Origin of the sequence: Cytobacillus sp. FSL R7-0696 (assembly GCF_038006865.1) — a bacterium.
Classification (GTDB): domain Bacteria; phylum Bacillota; class Bacilli; order Bacillales; family Cytobacillaceae; genus Cytobacillus; species Cytobacillus kochii.
Map to the genome: position 1 here is coordinate 3,182,177 of NZ_JBBOWA010000001.1, position 23,433 is coordinate 3,205,609.

The following is a 23,433-nucleotide window of genomic DNA, read 5'->3' on the forward strand; positions in this document are numbered from 1 at the left end:
ATGAAAAGAAAAACAAAATTAATTCATGGCGGAATTGCTGGTGATCCAACAACAGGTGCAGTATCTGTACCTATCTATCAAGTAAGTACTTATAAACAAGACGGCGTAGGTAATCATAAAGGCTTTGAGTATTCACGTACAGGTAACCCAACAAGACATGCATTAGAAGAGCTTATTAAAGATTTAGAAGCTGGGCATGCAGGCTTTGCTTTTGGCTCAGGGATGGCAGCAATCACTGCTACTGTGATGCTTTTTGATAGTGGGGATCATATCATTCTCACTGATGATGTATACGGGGGAACTTATCGTGTGATTACGAAAGTGCTTAATCGATTCGGTATTGAAGCGACATTTGTTGATACAAGTAACTTAAACAATATCACAGCTGCCATAAAGCCAAATACAAAGGCTGTATATATTGAAACACCAACAAACCCACTTCTGAAAATCACGGATATTGAAGCAGCAGCAAAATTAGCAAAAGAAAATAATCTATTAACAATTGTTGATAATACATTTTCAACACCCTATTGGCAAACGCCAATTGAGTTAGGTGCAGATATCGTGCTTCACAGCGCGACGAAGTACTTAGGTGGACATAGCGATGTTGTTGCAGGGTTAGTGGTTGTAAATAATGAGAAGCTCGCAGAAGAACTACATTTTGTTCAAAATTCAACCGGTGGAGTGTTAGGGCCTCAAGATTCATGGTTGCTAATGAGAGGAATTAAAACATTAGGAATCAGAATGGAAGAAACGGAAAGTAACACAAAGGCGATTGTCGAGTTTCTTATACAGCATCCTGCAGTATCAAAAGTGTATTATCCTGGGATTGAGTCTCATCCAAATCACGACATCGCCAAGAAACAGGCAGATGGTTTTGGAGGAATGGTTTCTTTTGATGTTGGCAGTGAAGCGAACGCTGATAAGCTACTTGAAAATGTGAGATACTTTACTCTTGCAGAAAGCCTCGGTGCTGTTGAAAGCTTAATCTCCGTTCCAGCAAGAATGACACATGCATCTATACCAAAAGAACGTCGTGATGAACTTGGTATCACAGACGGACTTGTAAGAATTTCTGTAGGTTTAGAGGATGTTGAGGATTTAATTGAAGATTTAAAGCTCGCTTTAGAAAAGTAAGTTTGAGGCTCACCTAAGGGGTGGGCTTTTTTCTGTTTTCAATGAAAGGTAGGGCGTTCTAAGGGGAAAAATAATTATTTTCGCCCTTTTTAAAATTTTTTGCAAAAAGCCGTTTACAAATGGTTGTTTCTTGGATATACTTACCAATGTAAGCGAAAATATTCTAAAGAAAAGGGAGGTCGGAAACAATGAAAAACTTATGCAATTTAACTACAGCAGTAAATGAAACTCAAATACAAATCAATTTCGACCTATTTGGAATGGATCGCTTCATTTAATTTTTGTCTATCCATGCCGCAGGGAGGAATTGTCATCTCCTGCGGCATTTTTATGTTTATTTCTTAATGCCGTACGGGGGTGAGTGCTCCTTTGCGGCATTTTTGTGTTCATTTTTGGATAGATAAAGAGAGGAGGTGCTGCAGGATGACATTAAATCTAATTTTTCTAACGGTGACAATTAAAGCTAGAAAACGCTCGACTGAAGAACGAATGCATGATGAATATGTGAACCGTCTTCTTGAAGACCATAAAGCACGACAAGAAGAAATCTATCGCAATTTTTACTAAGGATAAAGGAAAAAAAGAAAGGTGGAGGAGATCATGATGTTTTTATTACAAGGAAGAAAGGTTTATTTCTGGGTTGAGAAGGACTCAACCTAACGATGTTTTGTAGGGGGAGAGTATGTGGCGATAAAAATGACTCTATTCACGATTTATTTTACAAAAAGATATAGAAATCAAAAGAGAAAAATATAGAGACAGAATTGATGGGACCTCTAGCTTTTAGATGTCCCATCATGATTTTATTTATCAGGTCGTTTCCATAAAAACATAATTAAAAATAAACCAATGACAAAAATGACAACTGGTTTCCATGAAAAGCCTTCAAATATAATTTCAGCAATACTAACCATGGCGATGATAAGAAAAACAATCCCTAATACTAAACGATTCACTCCCAAACTAGCGTTCCCACTTTCTATCCATTTCTTATACCTCCATATTAACTGATTGGCATACACCGCGTCCAATTCCACTAAACCATAAACACTGTAATTGAAAATTAATACGCTAGGACAGACAATAACAGCTTTTCCACTACATAGAAATGGTTAATAGGCGAAAAGTTCAAACTAGCGGGGGTGGCTCTATGTCTGGAATTATGACAGCACTTGGATTTTTAGTTAAAGAAATTGTCTTTCTTGTCTCATATGTGAAGAATAATGCTTTTCCTCAGCCTTTATCTTCAAGTGACGAAAAAAAATACTTAAGGCAAATGGCAGAAGGGGATTCACACGCACGCAATATGCTGATTGAGCATAATCTTCGACTTGTCGCACATATTGTAAAAAAATTCGAGAACACAGGAGAAGATGCTGAGGATCTTATCTCTATCGGTACAATAGGGTTAATTAAAGCGATTGAAAGCTATTCTGAAGGCAAAGGAACAAAGCTTGCTACTTATGCCGCAAGATGTATAGAAAACGAAATTCTTATGCATTTGAGAGCTCTAAAGAAGACAAAGAAGGATGTCTCTCTTCATGATCCAATCGGGCAGGATAAAGAAGGCAATGAAATTTCGTTGATTGATGTGTTAAAGTCTGAATCAGAAGATGTGATTAATACGATTCAGCTGAATATGGAACTTGAGAAGGTGCGAGAATACATTGATGTATTGGACGAAAGAGAGAAAGAAGTGATTGTGGGACGGTTTGGGTTGGATTTAAAGAAGGAAAAGACACAAAGAGAGATAGCGAAAGAATTAGGTATTTCACGGAGCTACGTTTCTCGTATTGAAAAACGAGCCTTAATGAAAATGTTTCATGAGTTTTATCGAGCGGAAAAAGAGAAGAAGAAGAATTAAGAATACCGTATGTATTTACCACAGTTTCCATGCTGTGGTTTCTTTGTAGTATAGAAAAATGACTGCAATGAAGTGAGGTAAGAGCTATGGCAGATATAGTAGTGAAATGAACGAGCTTTGTGAAGAAAAGGGTCGTTTAATCATTGACACAATAAATTTAAACTAAGTACTTTTTATTACATGAATTTGAGATGTGTGAATATATTCGATTGCACACAGAAAAGCGGATTTCTTATGATTGATCTCCACATATAACTCGCCTAATGCAAGTGGGTATCGTAAAATGGAGAACCACTGTAACCTGTGTGATTTTCAAAGGAAACCCGCATCGATTTGATTATTTTATGAATGTACAAATCAACATAAGACTTTGTTTAATGTTGACTGCGCTTATTTCCTTTCGTAAACGGCAATAGCAGACATTCAAGATCTCAAATGAAGCTGCACAGACCGCATTTTCTCAACATGTATAAAGCTTTTCTTTATTAAGAGAGAGACAATTTAACAATGAATCTGTATCTTATAGCTAACAGTGATAAGATTGTCATGAAATAGATCATACGGTTGACGATGATAATCATTATCGATTACAATGGAGTTATATCATGAAATGTAGAGGTGGATTTAAATATGTTCGTTCAAATGAAAAAATTTACTGTAACTGAAGGTAATGCCCATCATCTTGTGGAGAAATTCAGCCAAAAAGGCATTATTGATGAACAGCCAGGGATTATTGACATTTCAGTTATGGTAAAAAAAGTACGACGAGGAAATGAAGAAGTTATATTGCAAATCCGTTGGGAATCGGAACAGGATTGGAAGAACTGGGAGAAAAGCGAAGCACATATTGCTGGACATAAAGCAAGTAGAGGAAAGCCAAAGCCTAAATTTATTCTAGAAACTGAAGGCAGTCTATATCATATTGAAACAATTAAAACACCTGCAATCGAAGCAAAATAACCTCCTACATTTTGCATAATCTAGTAAAATTAAACGAAAAAAACACGATGATACGCTCCCTTATAGGTAGACAAGTAATAAGCTTGGTACTTATAAGGGAGTATTTTTATGCCATATAAATCGTTCTAAAAAGTATTAATAATCTGAAACCTCTGATAGTATTTAAATATTAGAAGGGAGAGATTAGAATGACTCATACAACTTATACGGAGGTTTGGGATTTAGAAAGTTTTTTTGAAGGAGGTAGTCAATCACAAACGTTTCAAAATTATCTAGAGAAAATAGGGATCTTAATGCAAGAATTTACTTCACTGGCTAACGATATGCAAATAACAGAAAATGAAGAACATACTATAAATAGTATAGGACAAGTTTTAAGGTCATCTGAAGAAGTATTTAAAAAGCTCATGCAGGCAAGCGCCTTCGTCAGTTGTTTAAAAGCTGAGAATACGGTAGATCCTTTGGTTGAACGGTTACAAATGCAAGTGATGCAACAATCATCCACTTTTTCTACAGCGCTATTAACCTTTCAAAATAAATTGACACTTATAGGTAATGATGAATGGAAGCAATATGTAAGTAGTGAAACGCTTACTCCGGTAGCTTTTGTCTTAGACGAATGGCGCCAGATGGCTCAGGAAAAATTATCAATCCAAGAAGAAGATTTAATTCAATCATTAAGTATGGATGGGTTTCACAGTTGGGGAGAGTTATATCATACCACTGTTAGTATGATTACCATTCCATATGAAGATGAGAATGGCCAAACAACATTATCTGTAGGACAAGCAAATAATATAATGGGACAGTCAAATGCAGCCTTAAGAGAAAAGGTCTTTAATCAAATGGAACAGGCATGGGAGGAGAAATCTCCTATCTTTGCAAAAGCATTAAATCACATAGCAGGATATCGGTTAATGGCCAATAAGAAAAGAGGTTGGAATAGCCCTCTAAAAGAGCCGCTTCTTAATAACCGAATGAAAGAAGAAACCTTACATAGTATGTGGGCAGCGGTAGAGAAATATAAAGAACCAGTCACTCGTTATTTAGAAAGAAAGGCAAAATTACTTGGGGTAAATAAATTAAGCTGGTTTGATTTAGATGCACCAATCGGTGAAGTCGATACAAAGAAAGATTTCACAGCGGGCGCGAAGTTTATCATTGAACAATTTGGTACATTTAGCCCTTTAATGAAAACATTTGCAGAACAAGCTTTTGAAGGCCGTTGGATTGAGGCTGAGAATCGTCCGAATAAGCGTCCAGGAGGATTTCACACATATTTTGCCGACAGTGGGCAGTCACGGATTTTTATGACGTATTCTGGGACACCTAGTAATGTTTCTACACTTGCGCATGAGCTTGGACATGGATTTCACAGTTTTGTAATGAAAGACATCCCTTTCTTTAATCGAAAATATGCCATGAATGTAGCAGAAACAGCATCGACTTTTGCTGAGCTAATTGTCGCTGATGCTTCAGTAAGGCAGGCGGAAACAAAAATGGAAAAAGTGGTTCTTCTGGATGATAAGATTAGTCGGACTGTTACGATGTTTATGAATATACATGCACGTTATTTGTTTGAAACCGCTTTTTATGAAGAAAGAAAAAAAGGTACAGTCACACGAGAGCGATTAAATGAATTAATGACAAGTGCGCAAAAACAAGCATATGGTCATTCGTTAGAACATTATCATCCGTATTTTTGGGCTTCCAAATTGCATTTTTACAATACCCATACACCTTTTTATCAATTCCCTTACACATTTGGCTATCTTTTCTCATTAGGAATCTATAAACAAGCACAAGAAGTAGGTCCAAGTTATGAAAAGAAATACGTAAATTTATTAAAAGATACTGGTTCTATGACCGTTGAATCTCTTGCGATGAAGCATCTAAATGAGGATTTAACAAAACCTGACTTTTGGGAAAACGCTGCCAGCCTTTGTATAAAGGATATTGAGGAGTTTATGCAGTTGACTACTTCATTATAAAAGAAAGAATAGAGGCTAGGATAGTATGACCAAATTAATATACGATTTTTGCTTAGCCTCTATCATAAGATGAATCTTCACTATCTTCGAAAATCTCTAGAATGATGCCTTCTATCTATGTAAATCATCTCAAGTTTACAACATATTCATTCTTTCCTCTTTACAATCATCATTCCATACGATAATTTTAATAGGCTGGACTGTTAACTAGTGATATAATAGCAGACGGTGAGGGTGGGTTATTAAATATGAAAGACACCTCTCGCTTTAATGCATGAAGAAAAAACATAAACATAATTGACTTTATTTATGATAATTATTCAGTGATGATAGATGAACTTTAAGAAATGAAGAACGAGTAGTAGGAATTAGAAAAACCTAAATTGAAGAGAGACACCTTTACGAAATAGGTGCTTGTTCCTTGGAAAAAAAGTATAGAAAGGTGTTAAAGATGAAGCAAGCGATATATCGAACATTGATTGAATTAACGAATGGTCGAATGACCTCATCGATATTATATAAATTTGCAAGATCTAAAATGAGTAGATTTTTAATTAAACCGTTTTCTAAGACGTATCGTATCAACGAAGATGAAATTAAAGGCGGTTTGGATCAATTCCATACATTACATGAATTCTTTATACGTCTATTGAAGGAAGATGCTCGGCCTATTCATCAAGGGGAGGATACAATTGTCAGCCCTGTAGATGCAATGATTGAGGATATAGGTATGGTGGATAGTAAACATGTGATTACTGTGAAGGAGAAAGATTACTCTATTGCAGAAATGCTTGGTGGGGTGGAAGAAGCGGAGAAATATAAAGGTGGGACGTATATGATTTTCTACTTAAGTCCTAGTCATTATCACCGCATTCATAGTCCCGTAGATGGTCAAGTAAAGAGGCAATGGACTTTAGGAAAGAAATCTTACCCAGTGAATAAATGGGGTCTAACTCTTGGTAAAGATACTTTATCTAAAAATTATCGCAAAATATCAGAAATTCAATATGACGGTGGCGAATTAGCAATGGTCAAAGTAGGGGCCATGTTTGTCAATTCAATTGAGCGGACGTATCAAAATGACTCATTGAAAAAAGGTGAAGAGGTTGCTTATTTTTCATTTGGTTCGACAGTGATTTTGTTATTTCAAAAAGATGCCTTTCAATTGGTACCGACAATACAGTTTCCAGCCCCGATAAAAGTTGGAGAAGTAATCGGTCATATTGTGTAGACAAAAAGAATAGCCCTACAATTGTGGAGGGCGATGATTCTGCTAGGAAGAAGCTTTTATTCTATTTGATAAGGATCTTCTGTGAATTTCAGTTTCGATAAGGCGGATGAAATCCAATGATAATTGAAGTTGAATAGCTTTGTGATAAGATTCTATTAATAGCTCATCAGATAACTTTCGCATGTAGGATCACACCTCCATTACGGCTCATTCGTTCTCGTTTATCTAAAGAACAGGGCTATTTTAAAAGAAGTTCTTGTTGTTACTTCTACCATAGCAGAATGAATAGAATAGAACAATCGTTCGTTTATCCACAGTGGAAAGTGGATAAAGTGTGATTAAACTGTTCATATCTCTGTGCGAGTAAATAATCTCACAGTGTATAATGTGTATAAAGTTATCCACAAAAATGGTAATGTTGGAATTTGTCGAAAAGTTTTAGTTCTATTTATTCGATTATTCATTTTCGAATATAGAATAATGCTAATTGACCATTTGATTGCGATATGTCATATTAGGTCAGAATAAGATGATAGCTTGAAATAATGAAGAATGAGGTGTTTAAACGGTCGTGCTAAAGAATTTTCTACCGGATCAACATGTAAAGAATATTTTTGAAATTACTCCAGATATCTTGAAAGAACAAGGGATTAAAGGGATTATTACTGATTTAGATAATACGTTAGTTGAATGGGATAGACCTAATGCTACTCCAAAATTGATTAATTGGTTCGAACAAATGCGCTTAAGTGATATTAAAGTAACGATTGTATCTAATAATAATGAGAGCAGAGTAAAGAATTTCTCTGATCCTTTAAAAACACCTTTTATTTATCAAGCAAGAAAACCGATGGGAAGAGCTTTTAAACGCGCATTACTAGAAATGCAACTAGAAAAGCATGAAGTTGTTGTCGTTGGTGATCAGTTATTAACAGATGTATTAGGTGGAAATAGAAGTGGGTTTAACACGATTTTAGTAGTACCCGTCGCAAAAACAGATGGGTTTTTTACGAAAATCAATCGTACGATAGAAAGAAGAATACTCAACTGGTTTAAGAAAAAAGGTATGATTAATTGGGAGGATTAACTTTGAAAGAAGAATACGTTTGTATAGGATGCGGTGTGCATATTCAAACTGAGCATCCGAATGAAATAGGTTATGCGCCAAATTCTGCATTAAAAAAAGAAGAAATTATTTGTCAGCGTTGCTTTCGCTTGAAACACTATAACGAAGTACAGGATGTCAGTTTAACAGATGACGACTTTTTAAAAATTCTAAATGGCTTAGGAAATAAAGATGCTTTAATTGTAAAGATTGTTGATATCTTTGATTTTAATGGTAGTTGGTTGCCTGGATTGCACAGGTTTGTAGGTAATAATAAAGTATTATTAGTTGGTAATAAAGTAGATTTACTACCAAAATCAGTGAATCTTAATAAATTAATTCACTGGATGAAGCAGCAGGCGAAGGAACTTGGTTTGAAACCTCAAGATGTCTTTTTAGTTAGTGCTGCAAAAGGGCAACAAATGAAAGAAATAGCAGCAGAGATTGATCGGTATAGAAAAGGTAAAGACGTATATATTGTCGGTTGCACGAATGTTGGAAAGTCAACATTTGTTAACAGGATAATAAAAGAGGTAACTGGAGAAGGGGATATCATTACTACTTCTCATTTTCCAGGAACAACATTAGATATGATTGAAATTCCTTTAGAGGATGGAAAAGCCCTCATCGATACACCAGGGATTATTAATCATCATCAAATGGCACATTATATTGACAAGCGTGATTTGAAAATCATTACACCGAAAAAAGAAATAAAGCCGAAAGTATACCAATTAAATGATGGTCAAACCCTTTATTTTGGTGGATTAAGTCGATTTGATTTTATTCATGGTGACCGGACATCATTTATTTGTCATTTTTCTAATGAAATCCAAATTCATCGGACAAAATTAGAAAAAGCAGATGAATTATACGAAAAGCATGCTGGAGAAATGCTGACACCACCTCGTAAGGATGAATTAGACGAGTTTCCTGAACTCATCCGTCATGAATTTACCATAAAAGAAGATAAGACAGATGTCGTTTATTCAGGTTTAGGTTGGATAACAGTACCTACAGCAGGGTGCAAAATCGCAGCATATGTACCTAAGGGTGTTAATGTTTCACTTAGAAAATCACTGATATAATCCTTATCGTCAAAGGGGAGAAGAAGAGTGGAGAAGTTTTATGCAGTAATTGGGGATCCTATTGCACATTCGATGTCACCTGTGATGCATAATGATTTATTTCAGTACTACGAAATGGATGCGCATTATTTACCATTGCATATTCAATCGGAAAATTTATCGGATGCAATAAAGGGCTTAAGGGCATGTGGTATAGCAGGATTTAATGTGACTGTGCCACATAAAGAGACAATTATGGCGTATTTAGATGAACTAGATCCTTTAGCAGAAGCAATAGGGGCGGTAAATACTGTCATTCACAGGGATGGAAAGTTAATTGGCTATAATACAGATGGAACGGGTTTTCTCCGGGGTCTGAAAAACCATCAACCACAGTTTAGTGAAAGTAAAATATTGGTAGTGGGTGCAGGAGGGGCTGCTAAAGCTATTGTCTATGCTTTAGCACAAGCGAGTGTTTCCCATATCACAATTGCCAATCGCACCGTTAATCGTGCGGCGCAATTGATTACGGATTGTCCGTATGATGTAGATATGCGAGCATTGACATTGGATGATGCAGCACATAAACTGAACGAATATGATTGTATCATTCAAACGACTTCGATCGGAATGTCACCGAGAATGAATGAAAAACCACTTAATCTTAATCTTATGCGTGAAGACGTCTTTGTTAGCGATATTATATATAATCCATTTGAAACAGCCTTTTTAGCAGAAGCAAAAGCAAAGGGAGCACGTGTACAAAATGGGCTAGAGATGTTTGTTTATCAAGGAGCGTTAGCGTTTGAGTTATGGACTTCTCAAATGCCAGACACGGAACGAATGAGAAGAAATGTGGAGCAACAATTAGGAGGAAATTATGTTAACAGGTAAGCAAAAGAGATATTTAAGATCAGAAGCACATCATTTAAACCCGATTTTCCAAGTGGGAAAAGGCGGCGTAAATGATAATATGGTGAAGCAAATTGCGGAAGCATTAGAAGCAAGAGAACTATTAAAAGTAAGCATTTTACAAAACTGTGATGAAGATAAGGATACTGTAGCCGAATTGTTAGTTAAAGGAACTAAAGCGGAACTTGTACAGGTGATTGGCAATATGATTGTGCTTTATAAACAATCAAAAGAGAATAAACAAATTAAATTACCTTAAACGATCCTGTGGGGGGAAAAGGATGAAAAGAATAGGAATCCTAGGAGGTACATTTGATCCTCCTCACTTAGGTCACTTAATTATCGCTAATGAAGTATTGCATGCAAAAGACTTAGACGAGATTTGGTTTATGCCTAACCAAGAGCCACCTCATAAAAAGAAGAGTTACTATTTAAGTAATGAAGATAGAGTAGCATTATTAAGAAGAGCGGTTAGTGATCATCCACAATTTCAAATAGAATTAGTAGAATTAGAAAGAAAAGGTCCTTCTTACACTGTTGATACGATCAAGATCTTACATGAAAGAGAGAAAGATACAAAATTTTTCTTTATTATTGGCGCGGACATGGTAGAGTATCTGCATAAATGGCGTGATATAGATTATTTACTCGATCTAGTTACTTTTGTAGGTGTAAAGAGACCAGATTATCAATTAACGACTAAATATCCCGTTGATTATGTTGAGATTCCTGAGATTGGCATTTCATCTACTTTGATTAGAGAACGCATGCAAAATGGAAAGACAATTAAGTATTTAGTGCCAGAAAATGTCCGCACATACATGGAGGAGAATCACCTATATGAACCGTGAACAGGCATTAGAGATTGTCAAAGAACAATTAACAGACCATCGATATCAACATACTATTGGTGTGATGAACAGTGCCATTGAATTGGCAGAAAGATTCGGAGCAGATGTGAAGAAAGCTGAGATGTCCGCCATTTTTCATGATTATGCTAAATTTCATCCTAAGGAAGAAATGGAAGCATGTATCACAGCAGAAGACATGCCTTCTGACTTACTAAAATATAATAGTGAGTTATGGCATGCACCAGTGGGCGCATATTTAGTTGAAACGAAAGTTGGTATTACTGATCGTGAAATATTAGAGGCAATACGCTATCATACTTCAGGGCGAGCTAATATGTCATTATTAGAGAAAGTTGTGTATTTAGCGGACTATATTGAGCCGGGTAGGCATTTTCCTGGTGTTGAAGAAGTGAGAGAACTTGCACAGCGTGATTTGGATGAAGCATTAATTCAAGCTGTGAAAAACTCTATTCTTTTTCTAATGAAAAAAAATCAATCAGTCTATCCGCTCACATTAACGATGTACAATGATTTAGTGATGAATAGAAAGGGTTGATGATATGTCAGAAAAACAATTACTTACAACAGTTGTTAAAGCAGTAGACAGTAAGAGAGCAGAAGATATTGTGGCACTAAATATGAAAGGAATCTCGTTAATAGCGGATTATTTCGTTATTTGTCACGGGAATTCAGATAAGCAAGTGCAAGCTATTGCTAAAGAGGTAAAAGACCAAGCTGAAGAAAGCGGCTATGAAGTCAAAAGAATGGAAGGATTTGATGAAGCACGCTGGGTTTTGGTTGACTTAGGCGATATCGTTGCACATGTGTTCCATCGTGATGAAAGAAGTTATTATAACTTAGAACGTCTTTGGGGCGATGCGAAAACGGAAGATATTAAAAGTGAGCTGCAACCGTAATGAGTTATCAGCAATTTGCTTATCTCTATGATGGATTAATGGTAGATGCACCTTATGAAAAGTGGGTATCCATTGTTGCATCACAGTGTAATCTTCATCAATTAAAAAGTAAGCGCCTCCTAGATCTTGCTTGTGGAACAGGTGAGCTGTCTTTGCGATTGGCTAAAAAAGGATATGAAGTGACTGGGGCTGATTTATCAGACAATATGCTTGCGGTTGCACAAAGGAAAGCAGCGAACGAAGCCCTATCAATTCAATTTTTAGAGCAGGATATGTCCGAATTAGATGAAATTGGTTGCTATGATATCATTACTATTTTTTGTGATTCATTGAACTATCTCCGATCAGAAGATGAAGTAAAATCTACCTTCTCAGGTGTATATGAACATTTAGCTGATGACGGTTTGTTTATGTTTGACGTGCATACCGTTCATAAAATTGATGATTTGTTTGTTAATCAAACGTTTGCCCTGAATGAAGAAGACGTAAGTTATATTTGGCAAAGTTTTGAAGGGGAATTTCCTCATAGTGTAGAACATGATTTGTCATTCTTCGTCCTTGATGAAAAAATAGGAACATACAAACGATATGATGAATGCCATTTTCAGAGAACGTATGAAATCGACGTATATAGACAGTGGTTGAAAGAGGCAGGTTTTGAAATAACTACTTTTTTCGTTGATTTTAATGAAAAAAATACAGAAATGAACCATGCTGAAAGATTATTTTTTATTTGTAAAAAGCTGAAAAACATAAAATAAACAAAGAAAAGTCCCGGAAAAAATTCCGAGACTCTTTTTTTGTTAGAAGGATTATGTCATTTTTTATAGAACTATTATATAGTTGTATATTGCGTTTTAACCAGGTTTATATCCTCAGTAAACTTTGAGTGAGTCGCTTGAAACAAGTGTTCAAACATATCTCCTAACTCTTTTTCAAGTATCTTTATGCCTTCGCCAGTAACTCCGCCCTTTACACACACCTTTTCTTGTAAAGTAGGTAATGTATAATGTCCTTGGCGCAACAATTCCCCTAAACCTATCAGCATTTCACTAGCTAATTTTGTGGCTGTATCATTATCTATCTTTGTTTCCTTAACAGCGGCATCGATAAATCGTTGGGTTAAGTAACTAAAAAATGCAGGACCACAGCTAACGATATCTGAAGCCACTCTTGTGATATTTTCCTCAATAATGGTAGGGACAGAAATTTGTTCAAACAACCATTGAATACTTTCTCGCCATTCTTTTGAGCAATGATCTCCATATGTGACTAGAGAGACACCAGCTAATGCTCGGTTCGTAATACTCGGAATGACTCTTGCACTTGAACAGTACAAAACTGACTCTAATTGATTTACCGCAATAGGACTTGTTATAGAGATGACGCATTTGTCTCTATTTAGACTCGGTTGAATGGTTTGAATGACTTCGTAAACATCATGCGGTTTGACACACACGAAAATAAGTGAAGACATCTTTGCAGTTGTCAGTGCATCTCGTGCCACGTTGATATCTGGATACGCTTTTTTTATCTCTAATGATTTTGCAATGGTACGGTTTGTAATGGTAATGGAAGAAGGGGAAACAGCTTTGCTATCAAGCAAGGCTTCTGTCAAAATTCTCCCCATATTGCCTGTGCCAATTATACCGATATTCAAAATACATCCCTCCTTCGCCAACAAAAAATGACTCCTATTAAAAATATGAAGCACCAGTTGAAATTATGTCTATTGAAAGGAATTGATGAAAATGGAATGGGTGAAGCAATACGCCCTGTATATTTTAATAGTGGCTGGATTCATTGTTGGTGCTGTATGTATGTGGTTGCTCTCCCCACTTCTAAATCAAAACAATACGGTTGAAGTGGAAAATGAATGGTTGCTTGATGATAAAGGTTTTGAAGAAGGGGGAGAAACATCTCAAGAAGAAGAAGAGAATTATTCAGATGATGATGTTATGGTTGACATTAAAGGAGAAGTCAAAGATCCTGGCGTCTATGCATTAAAAAGCACCCAGCGTATTGTAGATGCTATTCAAGTTGCAGGAGGGTTTCTAAGTGAAGCGGATCAAAAACAAGTCAATCTTGCTCAGAAACTGACAGACGAAATGGTTATCTATATTCCAAAAGTGGGGGAAGAGGGCGTGTCGTCATTACCGCCCTTAAACGATGGTAATGATGGGAAAATTAATTTGAATCAAGCAACGGTTGAACAGCTTGAAACACTGCCAGGAATTGGCCCTTCAAAAGCAGAAGATATTCTTTCGTATAGAGAGGAAGTCGGCTCTTTTAAAGCTATTGAAAATTTAAAAGAAGTATCAGGAATTGGAGAAAAAACATTTGAAAAACTAAAAGATCTGATAAGTGTTGATTGATTAGATGAAAATGGATTTGACCATACATGTATGGTGTGATTAAACTAAAATATAAGGATGTTTGAAAAAAGGGAGAGACGTACAATGGACAGAATTTCTTGGGATCAATATTTTATGGCACAAAGCCATTTATTAGCATTAAGAAGTACATGTACACGATTAACTGTAGGGGCAACAATTGTTCGCGATAAACGAATGATCGCAGGCGGATATAATGGGTCAATCACAGGTGGCGATCATTGTATTGATGAAGGGTGCTACGTCATTGACAATCATTGTGTTAGAACAATACATGCGGAGATGAATGCGATTTTACAGTGCGCGAAATTTGGTGTACCAACAGAGAATGCAGAAATTTATGTAACTCATTTTCCATGCTTACAATGCTGTAAAGCGATTATTCAAGCAGGCATTAAAAAGGTATACTATGCAGAGGACTATAAAAATCATCCATATGGGATCGAGCTATTTCAACAAGCTGGAGTCTCGTTAAAGAAGGTACCTTTCGATCAACAACAGTTAGATGCAAAAGCAACAGAAAAGAACGACTTAATTAAGAAGTTATTGGTTGAAATTAGAGACTTAAAAGGTGAGAACGCTCTAGATGCTCAATTAAAAGAAGAAGTAGAAACAATTTTAAAATAATTGATGGATGAAACGGTTTGTTAGGTAGCGAGCCGTTTCATCCTCTTGGTGTACAATACTATTCTAAATGGGTGGTGAGATTTCTTTGCCAGGGAAATGGTTTTTTTGCTCCCTTGTCGCGATTTTTTCACTCTTATCTTCTTTCTCCTCTTATTTTTATTTCATTCCCCTTTTCCTATTTTTTCTCTTTAGTTTTTTTACAAGATATCTTTCTCGAAGACTGACATTAATATTTATTTTATGTAGTGTGTTATTTTTCATTAGAGGTTATGTTGCTTCTTATGATAATGGGACTGATTTAAGAAGTGAAAGGACTGATTTCACGCTGACCTTTACTCATGGATGGGTCATTGATGGAGATCGTCTCTCTGCACAAGCGATCGATCAACTTTCAAATGAAAAGCTCGTTTTTACATACTATATTCCATCTAAGGAAGAGAAAGACTCACTGGAGAAGATAACGAGTACAGGTCTGATATGTAATGTGATGGGCAAACTAGAAACGCCGCAAAAAGCAACAAATTTTCATAGCTTTGATTACCAAGAATATTTACAACGCAAAGGTATTCATTGGCAAATTCAAACTGAGCAATTTGATTTACGAAGCTGCCAAATGGGCAATACGAATATCGTTACACAAATTTGGCAATTGCGGGAAAAAGGGATCCAATACGTGAGTAAGTATTTTCCAAGTGAGACCGCACCACTCGTGAATGCACTAGTTTATGGAGACCGATTGCAATTAGATGAAACCGTTGAAACAGCTTATCAAAGATTAGGCATTATTCATTTATTAGCTATTTCAGGTATGCATGTAAGTTTATTAGCTGGATTGCTCTTATTTGTTGGCTTACGGCTAGGTGTGACAAGGCAGCATATGTTGATGATTTTAGTGGGTTTGTTACCGATCTATGGCATCCTTGCCGGAGGCACACCTTCAGTTATTCGAGCTGTAGCAATGCTTATGTTCGCAGCGCTTTTTAAGATATTTTTGTCAGCTATGAGAACGCAAGATGTGTTATGTATTGTATTTGTTTGTTATTTATTAATGAACCCATTTATTCTTTATGACGTTGGTTTTCAGCTTTCTTTCACAGTTACTTATGTTTTACTTTTGTCTTCTTATTCTCTCCTCAAAAGACGCACCTCTCCTATAAGATCTCTCTTTGTAATATCCTTTATTTGTCAGTTGGCAGCAACGCCAATATTATTATATTCCTTCTATGAAATTTCAATCTTCTCTCTCGTCGCCAATATACTCTTTGTACCCATATTTTCTTTTGTTATTCTGCCGTTATTTCTGTTCTTATTGGCTTATCATATGATTGTTGGAACTTGGGCATGGTTTCCGATTCAATGGATAAATACATTACTAGAGCGAATGAATGATTTGAGTTTAACAATAGCGGATTATCCTCAGGCTGTATTAACATTGGGAAGGCCCTCTATGTGGCTTATTCTTCTCTATTTAATTGCAATCAATCTTTTCTTCTTACAATGGGAGAAAAGGGAGGGAAGAAAGAATTTTCTATTAGCAAGCATTGCACCTTTTTTCGTCTTTTTCATTCACTATCTCACTCCTTATTTTTATTTTACAGGTGAAGTATCTTTTATTGATGTAGGGCAAGGTGACAGTATTTTCATTCGTTTACCTCATAACAGGGGGAATTATTTAATTGATACTGGGGGAGTACTTCCGTTTGATAAAGAGGAATGGCAGGAAAGAACCGGCGCATTTGATCCTGGGGAGGATATCGTTGTGCCTTTTTTGAAAAGTAAAGGCATTAGGAAAATTGATAAACTTATTCTTACACATGGTGATAGTGATCATATGGGTGGTGCACCAGCTGTTTTGTCTATGATTGAAGTAAGTGAGATATTACTCCCGATAACGAATGAAAGAAGTGCGTTAGAAACAGAGATAATAAAGATAGCTCACACAAAACAGGTTAATGTACGGCAGGTAAGCGCTGGAGTTCGTTGGCGTATGAAGGCTGAGGAATTTCAAATTCTTATGCCGTTTGATAAAACAGCAAATAATAAAAATGATGGGTCTATCGTGCTTTATGCTGTCATAGGAGGATTAACATGGTTATTTACTGGTGATTTAGAAGAAGCTGGGGAAGCGAAGCTAGTCAATAAATATGAAAGGTTATCTGTTGATGTATTAAAAGTGGGACATCACGGAAGTAAAACTTCGACGACTGAGAAGTTTCTTGATGGTGTAAAACCTAAACTGGCAGTTATTTCAGTTGGTAGAAACAATCGTTTCGGTCATCCAACGGAAGAAGTGTTACAGAGGTTAAAAAATCATCAAATTCCAATAGTAAGAACTGATCGTCATGGAGGAATTTCTTATGTTTTTTTCAGAGGTAACGGAACCTTTTCAACTGTCCTACCATAGGATATGTTATGCCTAGACAATAGAAAATAATTTAACTTTCTTTTCAAAAAATAAAAAAGACTGCAAGCGAAATGCAGTCTCTTCCGAAAGCTCGATGTCAATGCAATTTGCAGAAGTATGTATCTGCCAATGAGCCTTCAAGGGTTATGCGCCGATTGCTTTAATTGCGACCGCAATGACAAATAGAATGGTAAAGAATCCGAAAGAAGCAACGAATCCCATTGCGGAGTCACCAATATCGTGACGTTTCGATTGGACATTTTTTTCAAATTCGTTCACAGTCAACCCTCCTATTTCCTTAATTAGTATAAGTGATTTCCATGAAAAAATCTACACTTCTAGAAATGCTTTTCCTTTACTTACATGAGTTGACAGCGATAATTCAGCGACTGTCATGACATATTATAAGTATAAGGGTGCACCGCTTCAGCAAGAGAATCCTAGGCCTCTTGCTTGCAAGCGTTTCTATATAGATTGTTTGAAAAGCGCTTAAAAAGCGCTTTTCTTTATATTTATTGGTATTATAAGCAGCGTACATTCTTTTCATTCCACTTGTCAAAATCGATTTGCTTCTATAGGATAGATAGTACTTATAAAAAATGATCGGAGCGAGAAAAAGTGGTTTTTGATATATGGAAGCAAATTAAAGCAAAAAGCTTCTCATCTGTATATTTATTATACGGAACCGAGCCTTACCTTATAAATGAAACGAAACAATTATTAATCAATCATGCGTTACTGCCAGAAGAACTTGACTTCAATTTGTCTACCTATGATTTAGAAGAAACGCCTATTGAAGTTGCGCTTGAAGACGCTGAAACGTTTCCTTTTATGGGGGAGCGCCGTCTTATTATTTTACATAATCCCTATTTTCTAACAGCGGATAAAGGGAAAGCGAAGGTAGAGCATCAATTAAATGCACTTGAGAATTATTTGAAAGATCCTGCTCCTTACACGATTCTCGTATTTTCAGGCGCATATGAAAAGCTAGACGAGCGCAAAAAGTTAACGAAGCAAATCAAAAAAAGCGCTGCAGTGTTAGAAGCGAAACAATTGAATGAGAAAGAGCTACATGTTTGGATGCGTGATCGTGCATCCAAAAATGGCGTACAAATTGATGAAGAAGCAATCAATCTTCTACTTACACTTTCAGGTATGAATTTATTTATGTTAACGAGCGAAATGGATAAGCTTGCTTTATATGGAAGTGATGAAAGACGCATTACGGTTGAAATGGTGGATCAATTAGTGTCGCGGTCTTTAGAACAAAATATCTTTACACTTGTAGAAAAAGTCGTCCATAGAGATATAGAAGCAGCATTAAGAATTTTTTATGATTTATTGAAGCTAAATGAGGAACCTATCAAAATTTTGGCAGTCATTACAAATCAGTTTCGTCTCATTTACCAAGTGAAAGAATTGTCTAGAAGAGGTTACGGACAAAATCAGATAGCTGGATATATTAAAACGCACCCTTTTAGAGTGAAACTTGCCGCCGGTCAAGCGAGACTTTTTAGTGAAGAAGAGTTATCGCAAATCATGGATATTCTCGCAGATGCGGATTATCAAATGAAAACCGGAGGAATGAACAAGCAATTATTAATTGAGTTATTCTTATTTAAATTAAATAAACGGGATATGGAAGTTCTATAAATAATCTTTTATATGTAATGAAAAAAAGCTATCCATCATGCGGATAGCTTTTTATGATTTCTACAAATTAAGCATTTGCAGTATTCATTCTTTTCATTAAACGAGATTTCTTACGAGCAGCAGCATTTTTATGGATAAGTCCTTTTGCAGCAGCTTTATCTAGTTTGCTTGCAGCTTGTGCAAAGCTTTCAGCAGCATTAGCATCGTTGTTAGCAATCGCAGCTTCAGATTTTTTCACTGCAGAACGCATGTTAGACTTAGCTTGAATGTTACGTGCATAGCGTGCTTCGTTTGTTTTAACACGTTTGATAGCAGATTTAATATTTGGCATTCCATTCACCTCCTACAAAAAGGCATCGAATTTTTATGAACTCGATATTTGTATTCATCATTAATATAAATTCAGAACAAGTGATATTCTATCAAAACTGAGACAATAAATCAATACAAAACGAGGAAATCCATCTTCTCCTTCACTGTAGAAACATATTGTTCACATATAAAACATGCATGATTTGAACAAGTGGTGGCCATCCTAAAACTACTATAATACGCAAAAAAGGTGGTCGTTTGGCTTTGAATGAGAAGTTGGATTTAAGCAAATATGGGATAAGAACGGACTTAGCAATAGAAGCTCGCGAGGTCGTATTAGAAAACCAGGGAATACAAGGTGAAGATAATCAGTCCCAAATCGAAGGCGTTATTATTAAAGAACAAGAAAAAGAGGGCATGAAAATCTCTTATGTTGAAGTGACAGAACAAGGAAGTGAAATGCTAGGGAAAAAACCAGGTAAATATTTAACAATAGAGGTACAGGGGATTAGACAACAAGATACGGAAACGCAACTGCAAGTAGAAAAGCTATTTGCTAAAGAGATGGCCTACTTTATGAAAGACCTTGGTATTGGCCCTAATGATTCGTGTTTAATTGTTGGTTTAGGGAACTGGAATGTTACACCCGATGCAATTGGACCCGAAGTATGTGAAAACTTACTAATTACTCGGCACTTATTTGAGTTACAGCCAGAGAGTGTAGAAGATGGCTACCGTCCTGTCAGTGCGATTTCGCCTGGTGTAATGGGTTTAACGGGTATTGAAACGAGTGACATTTTGTTTGGCATTGTTGAGAAAACGAAGCCTGATTTTGTCATTGCCTTGGACGCTCTAGCAGCAAGGTCAATTGAAAGGGTCAATTCTACTATCCAAATTTCAGATACAGGGATCCATCCCGGTTCAGGTGTAGGCAATAAACGAAAGGAAATTAGTAAAGAAACTTTAGGTGTACCAGTTATTGCAATTGGCGTACCAACTGTTGTTGATGCCGTTTCGATCACAAGTGACACAATAGATTTCATCCTCAAGCATTTTGGAAAGGAACTGAAAGAAGGGGACAAGCCTTCTCGTTCACTAATCCCGGCTGGAATGACATTTGGAGAAAAGCGCAAGCTATCTGATGAAGATTTACCCGAGGAGAAAGAGCGACAAACATTTATGGGTATTGTGGGTACATTACCTGAGGAAGAAAAACGCAAATTAATCGGAGAAGTATTATCTCCCTTGGGCCATAACTTGATGGTGACCCCAAAAGAAGTAGACGTGTTTATAGAAGATATGGCTAATTTACTAGCTAATGGATTAAATGCAGCTCTCCATTCTAAAGTAAATCAAGAGAATACAGGCTTTTATACGCGATAAAAAGGTTCTATCTTTTCTATTCTTTTCATACAATATATTACTAGAATGAGGGAAAGGTGATTCGAATGAAAAGATTCATGGTCGCAACTATATTAATTATATCTCTTATGTTCATTTCTGTTTTGTTTGGTATGAAGCAAGCGAATCACGCAATGGTAGAGATGAGTACGCTAACAGTCGGGGATGATAGGGGCGCATCCACACACGACTTACAAGGTAAGCAAAAACAATTAGAGGAAATGAAGTCCTTTAATCTCTTTTCATCTATAGGTAAGTCCATATCAGAAGGAACGCAAGCCATTACTAGAACAGGTATTGATATGGTAGTTGATAAGGTACAAGAAAAAGATGAGGAGTAATTGAGCATTCCCTAGGTGGATTCAAGGATCCGCCTAGGTCTAATAAAAAAGTTCAATAATCTCAGATGAAACAATTCCCCCAACTAGCTTTTCCATTCTTACACAAGAAATGAAACTCCGATTGAATATGTAAACCCATTCATGAATTTCGTTGAATCTTCCATTTTGTACTGCTATAATCAACAATATGTATGTCTTTTCGATTAGAAAGAGAAGCGAGTAAATAAATGAAGTACATATCATCCACTTTTTAAGTGCTAAGAAACTTGGCTAACAATCATGATCGTAATCGTGAGAGAAGGGTCGTATCGTATAGCGACTTTGTGCAGCCAGACAATTAGTGTACTTACTAGTGAAAACTGTTGTGAACCATACACATATGTGTGATTTGCGCTTTTATATAGGAGTGAAGAAAGTTACATGAACAGAGAAGAGAGACTGAATAGGCAATCTAGGATCCGTAATTTTTCCATTATTGCTCATATTGACCATGGGAAATCTACGTTGGCTGACCGTATTTTGGAAAAAACAAATGCACTTACTGCGCGGGAAATGAAAGACCAGCTCCTAGATTCTATGGATTTAGAGAGAGAACGTGGCATTACGATTAAATTAAATTCTGTACAACTCAAATATAAAGCTAAGGATGGAGAAATATATACCTTCCATCTAATTGATACGCCAGGGCACGTCGATTTTACATATGAAGTGTCCAGAAGTTTAGCTGCATGTGAGGGTGCAGTATTAGTCGTTGATGCTGCTCAAGGAATAGAGGCGCAAACGTTAGCTAATGTATACTTGGCATTAGATAATGATTTAGAAATATTACCTGTTATTAATAAAATAGATTTACCTAGTGCCGATCCAGAGCGTGTGAGAAATGAAGTGGAAGAAGTCATTGGACTCGATGCTTCTGAAGCTGTTTTAGCATCTGCCAAAGCCGGAATTGGGATTGAAGATATTCTAGAGCAAGTGGTAGAAAAGGTTCCGGCACCTACTGGAGATCCCGATGCGCCTCTTAAAGCGTTAATATTCGATTCGTTATATGATGCTTATCGTGGGGTTGTTGCTTATATCCGCGTCGTGGATGGAACGGTTAAAGTAGGCGACAAAGTTAAAATGATGGCTACTGGCAAAGAGTTCGAAGTGACCGAGGTAGGCGTATTTACACCTAAATCGACACCAATGGACGAGCTTTCCGTTGGAGATGTTGGTTTCTTAACAGCAGCAATTAAAAATGTAGGCGATACACGTGTTGGTGACACGATTACAAGTGCAAAGAATGGTGCAACAGATCCGTTACCTGGTTATCGTAAACTGAATCCGATGGTCTATTGTGGACTTTATCCGATTGATAGTGCGAAGTTCAATGATTTACGTGAAGCACTTGAAAAACTTGAACTGAATGATTCTGCTCTTCAGTACGAGCCTGAGACTTCCCAGGCGCTTGGATTTGGGTTCCGTTGTGGATTTTTAGGTTTATTGCATATGGAGATTATTCAAGAAAGAATTGAGCGCGAATTTAAGATTGATTTGATTACAACTGCACCAAGTGTAATCTATGATGTTATGCTAACAGATGGGACAGAGTTGAAAGTGGATAACCCCTCAGATATGCCGGATGCACAAAAAATTGACAGAGTAGAAGAACCGTATGTAAAAGCAACGATGATGGCACCAAATGAATATGTTGGGGCGATTATGGAACTGTGTCAATTGAAACGAGGCAATTTCATTGATATGCAATATATGGATGAATCTCGCGTGAATATTATATATGAGATCCCTTTATCAGAAATTGTTTATGACTTTTTTGATCAATTAAAATCAAATACAAAAGGGTATGCGTCTTTTGATTATGAATTAATCGGTTATCGCCCATCCAAGCTAGTGAAAATGGATATTTTATTAAATGCAGAGAAGGTTGATGCATTGAGCTTTATTGTTCATAGTGACTTTGCTTATGAACGAGGAAAAGTGATAGTTGAAAAATTAAAAGAACTTATTCCACGTCAACAGTTTGAAGTCCCTATTCAAGCAGCAGTTGGACAAAAGATAATTGCTCGTTCAACAATAAAAGCGATGCGCAAAAATGTCCTTGCAAAATGTTATGGTGGAGATATTTCCCGTAAAAGAAAATTGCTTGAAAAGCAAAAAGAAGGGAAAAAACGCATGAAGCAAGTGGGGTCGGTTGAAGTACCGCAAGAAGCATTTATGGCTGTATTAAAAATGGATGATAATAATACAAAGAAATAAAATAAATTGCT

The 23,433-nt window shown here is 36.4% G+C and carries 26 protein-coding genes; 21 read left to right on the forward strand and 5 right to left on the reverse strand.

Going from position 1 to position 23,433, the window contains the following annotated elements; translation table 11 throughout:
• Together MKX29_RS16445 and MKX29_RS16450 are read left to right on the forward strand one after the other, a co-directional pair.
• Entirely contained in the window at positions 1-1,137 is a 1,137-nt protein-coding gene (locus MKX29_RS16445; protein WP_289434165.1) for a bifunctional cystathionine gamma-lyase/homocysteine desulfhydrase, read from the forward strand.
• A 423-nt stretch (positions 1,138-1,560) separates the two neighbouring features.
• Positions 1,561-1,704, forward strand: coding sequence for a YrzI family small protein (locus MKX29_RS16450; RefSeq protein WP_224935915.1), 144 nt, complete (start codon positions 1,561-1,563; stop codon positions 1,702-1,704).
• 236 nt (positions 1,705-1,940) lie between these two features.
• Here MKX29_RS16450 and MKX29_RS16455 read toward each other — a convergent pair whose 3' ends face one another.
• Positions 1,941-2,168 carry a hypothetical protein gene (locus tag MKX29_RS16455; protein ID WP_224935916.1) on the reverse strand — a complete coding sequence of 76 codons (228 nt, stop codon included), beginning with the start codon at positions 2,166-2,168 and terminating at the stop codon, positions 1,941-1,943.
• Between the two features lie 119 nt (positions 2,169-2,287).
• On the opposite strand from MKX29_RS16455, the gene sigK reads away from it, so the two are divergent.
• The 4 genes from sigK to MKX29_RS16475 all read left to right on the forward strand — a co-directional run bounded on the left by sigK (position 2,288) and on the right by MKX29_RS16475 (position 7,183).
• Complete coding sequence (gene sigK, locus MKX29_RS16460) at positions 2,288-3,001, forward strand: RNA polymerase sporulation sigma factor SigK (RefSeq protein ID WP_095372484.1); 714 nt, start codon at positions 2,288-2,290, stop codon at positions 2,999-3,001.
• A gap of 630 nt (positions 3,002-3,631) precedes the next feature.
• Positions 3,632-3,961: an antibiotic biosynthesis monooxygenase gene (locus MKX29_RS16465; RefSeq protein WP_341106609.1), complete on the forward strand. Its 330-nt coding sequence runs from the start codon at positions 3,632-3,634 to the stop codon at positions 3,959-3,961.
• 188 nt (positions 3,962-4,149) lie between these two features.
• A complete protein-coding gene (locus MKX29_RS16470; RefSeq protein WP_341106611.1) occupies positions 4,150-5,952 on the forward strand; it encodes a M3 family oligoendopeptidase in 1,803 nt (600 codons plus the stop codon).
• A gap of 451 nt (positions 5,953-6,403) precedes the next feature.
• On the forward strand, positions 6,404-7,183 hold the full coding sequence (locus MKX29_RS16475; RefSeq protein ID WP_224935919.1) for a phosphatidylserine decarboxylase: 780 nt from the start codon (positions 6,404-6,406) through the stop codon (positions 7,181-7,183).
• A gap of 42 nt (positions 7,184-7,225) precedes the next feature.
• On the opposite strand, the gene MKX29_RS16480 is transcribed toward MKX29_RS16475, so the two are convergent.
• Positions 7,226-7,366: a sporulation histidine kinase inhibitor Sda gene (locus MKX29_RS16480; RefSeq protein ID WP_095372487.1), complete on the reverse strand. Its 141-nt coding sequence runs from the start codon at positions 7,364-7,366 to the stop codon at positions 7,226-7,228.
• Between the two features lie 388 nt (positions 7,367-7,754).
• On the opposite strand from MKX29_RS16480, the gene MKX29_RS16485 reads away from it, so the two are divergent.
• Genes MKX29_RS16485 through MKX29_RS16520 form a run of 8 tightly spaced genes read left to right on the forward strand, consistent with a single transcriptional unit; the run spans position 7,755 to position 12,796 of the window.
• On the forward strand, positions 7,755-8,270 hold the full coding sequence (locus MKX29_RS16485; protein ID WP_224935920.1) for a YqeG family HAD IIIA-type phosphatase: 516 nt from the start codon (positions 7,755-7,757) through the stop codon (positions 8,268-8,270).
• 2 nt (positions 8,271-8,272) lie between these two features.
• Positions 8,273-9,376: a ribosome biogenesis GTPase YqeH gene (gene yqeH, locus MKX29_RS16490; protein WP_341106614.1), complete on the forward strand. Its 1,104-nt coding sequence runs from the start codon at positions 8,273-8,275 to the stop codon at positions 9,374-9,376.
• 27 nt (positions 9,377-9,403) lie between these two features.
• The gene (gene aroE, locus MKX29_RS16495) at positions 9,404-10,249 is read left to right on the forward strand and encodes a shikimate dehydrogenase (RefSeq protein WP_341106616.1); all 846 of its coding nucleotides are present in this window, start codon (positions 9,404-9,406) and stop codon (positions 10,247-10,249) included.
• A complete protein-coding gene (gene yhbY / locus MKX29_RS16500) occupies positions 10,236-10,526 on the forward strand; it encodes a ribosome assembly RNA-binding protein YhbY (protein ID WP_095372491.1) in 291 nt (96 codons plus the stop codon). The genes aroE and yhbY overlap by 14 nt, the downstream gene beginning before the upstream one ends.
• Positions 10,527-10,548: 22 nt before the next feature.
• Positions 10,549-11,118, forward strand: coding sequence for a nicotinate-nucleotide adenylyltransferase (locus MKX29_RS16505; RefSeq protein ID WP_224935923.1), 570 nt, complete (start codon positions 10,549-10,551; stop codon positions 11,116-11,118).
• Positions 11,108-11,674, forward strand: a complete 567-nt coding sequence (gene yqeK / locus MKX29_RS16510) for a bis(5'-nucleosyl)-tetraphosphatase (symmetrical) YqeK (protein ID WP_289434161.1) — start codon at positions 11,108-11,110, stop codon at positions 11,672-11,674. The genes MKX29_RS16505 and yqeK overlap by 11 nt, the downstream gene beginning before the upstream one ends.
• Positions 11,675-11,678: 4 nt before the next feature.
• Positions 11,679-12,035: a ribosome silencing factor gene (gene rsfS, locus MKX29_RS16515; RefSeq protein ID WP_224935925.1), complete on the forward strand. Its 357-nt coding sequence runs from the start codon at positions 11,679-11,681 to the stop codon at positions 12,033-12,035.
• The gene (locus MKX29_RS16520) at positions 12,035-12,796 is read left to right on the forward strand and encodes a class I SAM-dependent DNA methyltransferase (protein ID WP_289434160.1); all 762 of its coding nucleotides are present in this window, start codon (positions 12,035-12,037) and stop codon (positions 12,794-12,796) included. Before rsfS ends, MKX29_RS16520 begins: the two co-directional genes overlap by 1 nt.
• A 74-nt stretch (positions 12,797-12,870) precedes the next feature.
• Here MKX29_RS16520 and comER read toward each other — a convergent pair whose 3' ends face one another.
• Positions 12,871-13,695: a late competence protein ComER gene (gene comER, locus MKX29_RS16525; RefSeq protein WP_095372496.1), complete on the reverse strand. Its 825-nt coding sequence runs from the start codon at positions 13,693-13,695 to the stop codon at positions 12,871-12,873.
• Between the two features lie 91 nt (positions 13,696-13,786).
• Between comER and MKX29_RS16530 the strand changes: the two genes are divergently transcribed.
• The 3 genes from MKX29_RS16530 to MKX29_RS16540 all read left to right on the forward strand — a co-directional run bounded on the left by MKX29_RS16530 (position 13,787) and on the right by MKX29_RS16540 (position 17,459).
• A complete protein-coding gene (locus MKX29_RS16530) occupies positions 13,787-14,410 on the forward strand; it encodes a helix-hairpin-helix domain-containing protein (RefSeq protein ID WP_341106622.1) in 624 nt (207 codons plus the stop codon).
• 84 nt (positions 14,411-14,494) lie between these two features.
• Entirely contained in the window at positions 14,495-15,055 is a 561-nt protein-coding gene (locus tag MKX29_RS16535; RefSeq protein WP_095372498.1) for a ComE operon protein 2, read from the forward strand.
• Positions 15,056-15,140: 85 nt separating this feature from the next.
• Positions 15,141-17,459: a DNA internalization-related competence protein ComEC/Rec2 gene (locus MKX29_RS16540; protein ID WP_341106625.1), complete on the forward strand. Its 2,319-nt coding sequence runs from the start codon at positions 15,141-15,143 to the stop codon at positions 17,457-17,459.
• Positions 17,460-17,603: 144 nt separating this feature from the next.
• Here MKX29_RS16540 and MKX29_RS16545 read toward each other — a convergent pair whose 3' ends face one another.
• Positions 17,604-17,738, reverse strand: coding sequence for a YqzM family protein (locus MKX29_RS16545; protein ID WP_095372500.1), 135 nt, complete (start codon positions 17,736-17,738; stop codon positions 17,604-17,606).
• A 339-nt stretch (positions 17,739-18,077) separates the two neighbouring features.
• On the opposite strand from MKX29_RS16545, the gene holA reads away from it, so the two are divergent.
• Complete coding sequence (holA, locus tag MKX29_RS16550; protein ID WP_095372501.1) at positions 18,078-19,112, forward strand: DNA polymerase III subunit delta; 1,035 nt, start codon at positions 18,078-18,080, stop codon at positions 19,110-19,112.
• A gap of 67 nt (positions 19,113-19,179) precedes the next feature.
• On the opposite strand, the gene rpsT is transcribed toward holA, so the two are convergent.
• Entirely contained in the window at positions 19,180-19,443 is a 264-nt protein-coding gene (gene rpsT / locus MKX29_RS16555; RefSeq protein ID WP_224935929.1) for a 30S ribosomal protein S20, read from the reverse strand.
• A gap of 245 nt (positions 19,444-19,688) precedes the next feature.
• Between rpsT and gpr the strand changes: the two genes are divergently transcribed.
• From gpr to lepA, 3 genes are all read left to right on the forward strand, one after another.
• Positions 19,689-20,807 (forward strand): GPR endopeptidase, encoded by a 1,119-nt coding sequence (gpr, locus tag MKX29_RS16560; protein WP_341106628.1) that lies wholly within the window; start codon positions 19,689-19,691, stop codon positions 20,805-20,807.
• Positions 20,808-20,872: 65 nt separating this feature from the next.
• Positions 20,873-21,166 carry a DUF3679 domain-containing protein gene (locus MKX29_RS16565; RefSeq protein WP_224935931.1) on the forward strand — a complete coding sequence of 98 codons (294 nt, stop codon included), beginning with the start codon at positions 20,873-20,875 and terminating at the stop codon, positions 21,164-21,166.
• A gap of 420 nt (positions 21,167-21,586) precedes the next feature.
• Positions 21,587-23,422, forward strand: a complete 1,836-nt coding sequence (lepA, locus tag MKX29_RS16570) for a translation elongation factor 4 (RefSeq protein ID WP_224935932.1) — start codon at positions 21,587-21,589, stop codon at positions 23,420-23,422.
• Positions 23,423-23,433 lie beyond the last annotated feature (11 nt).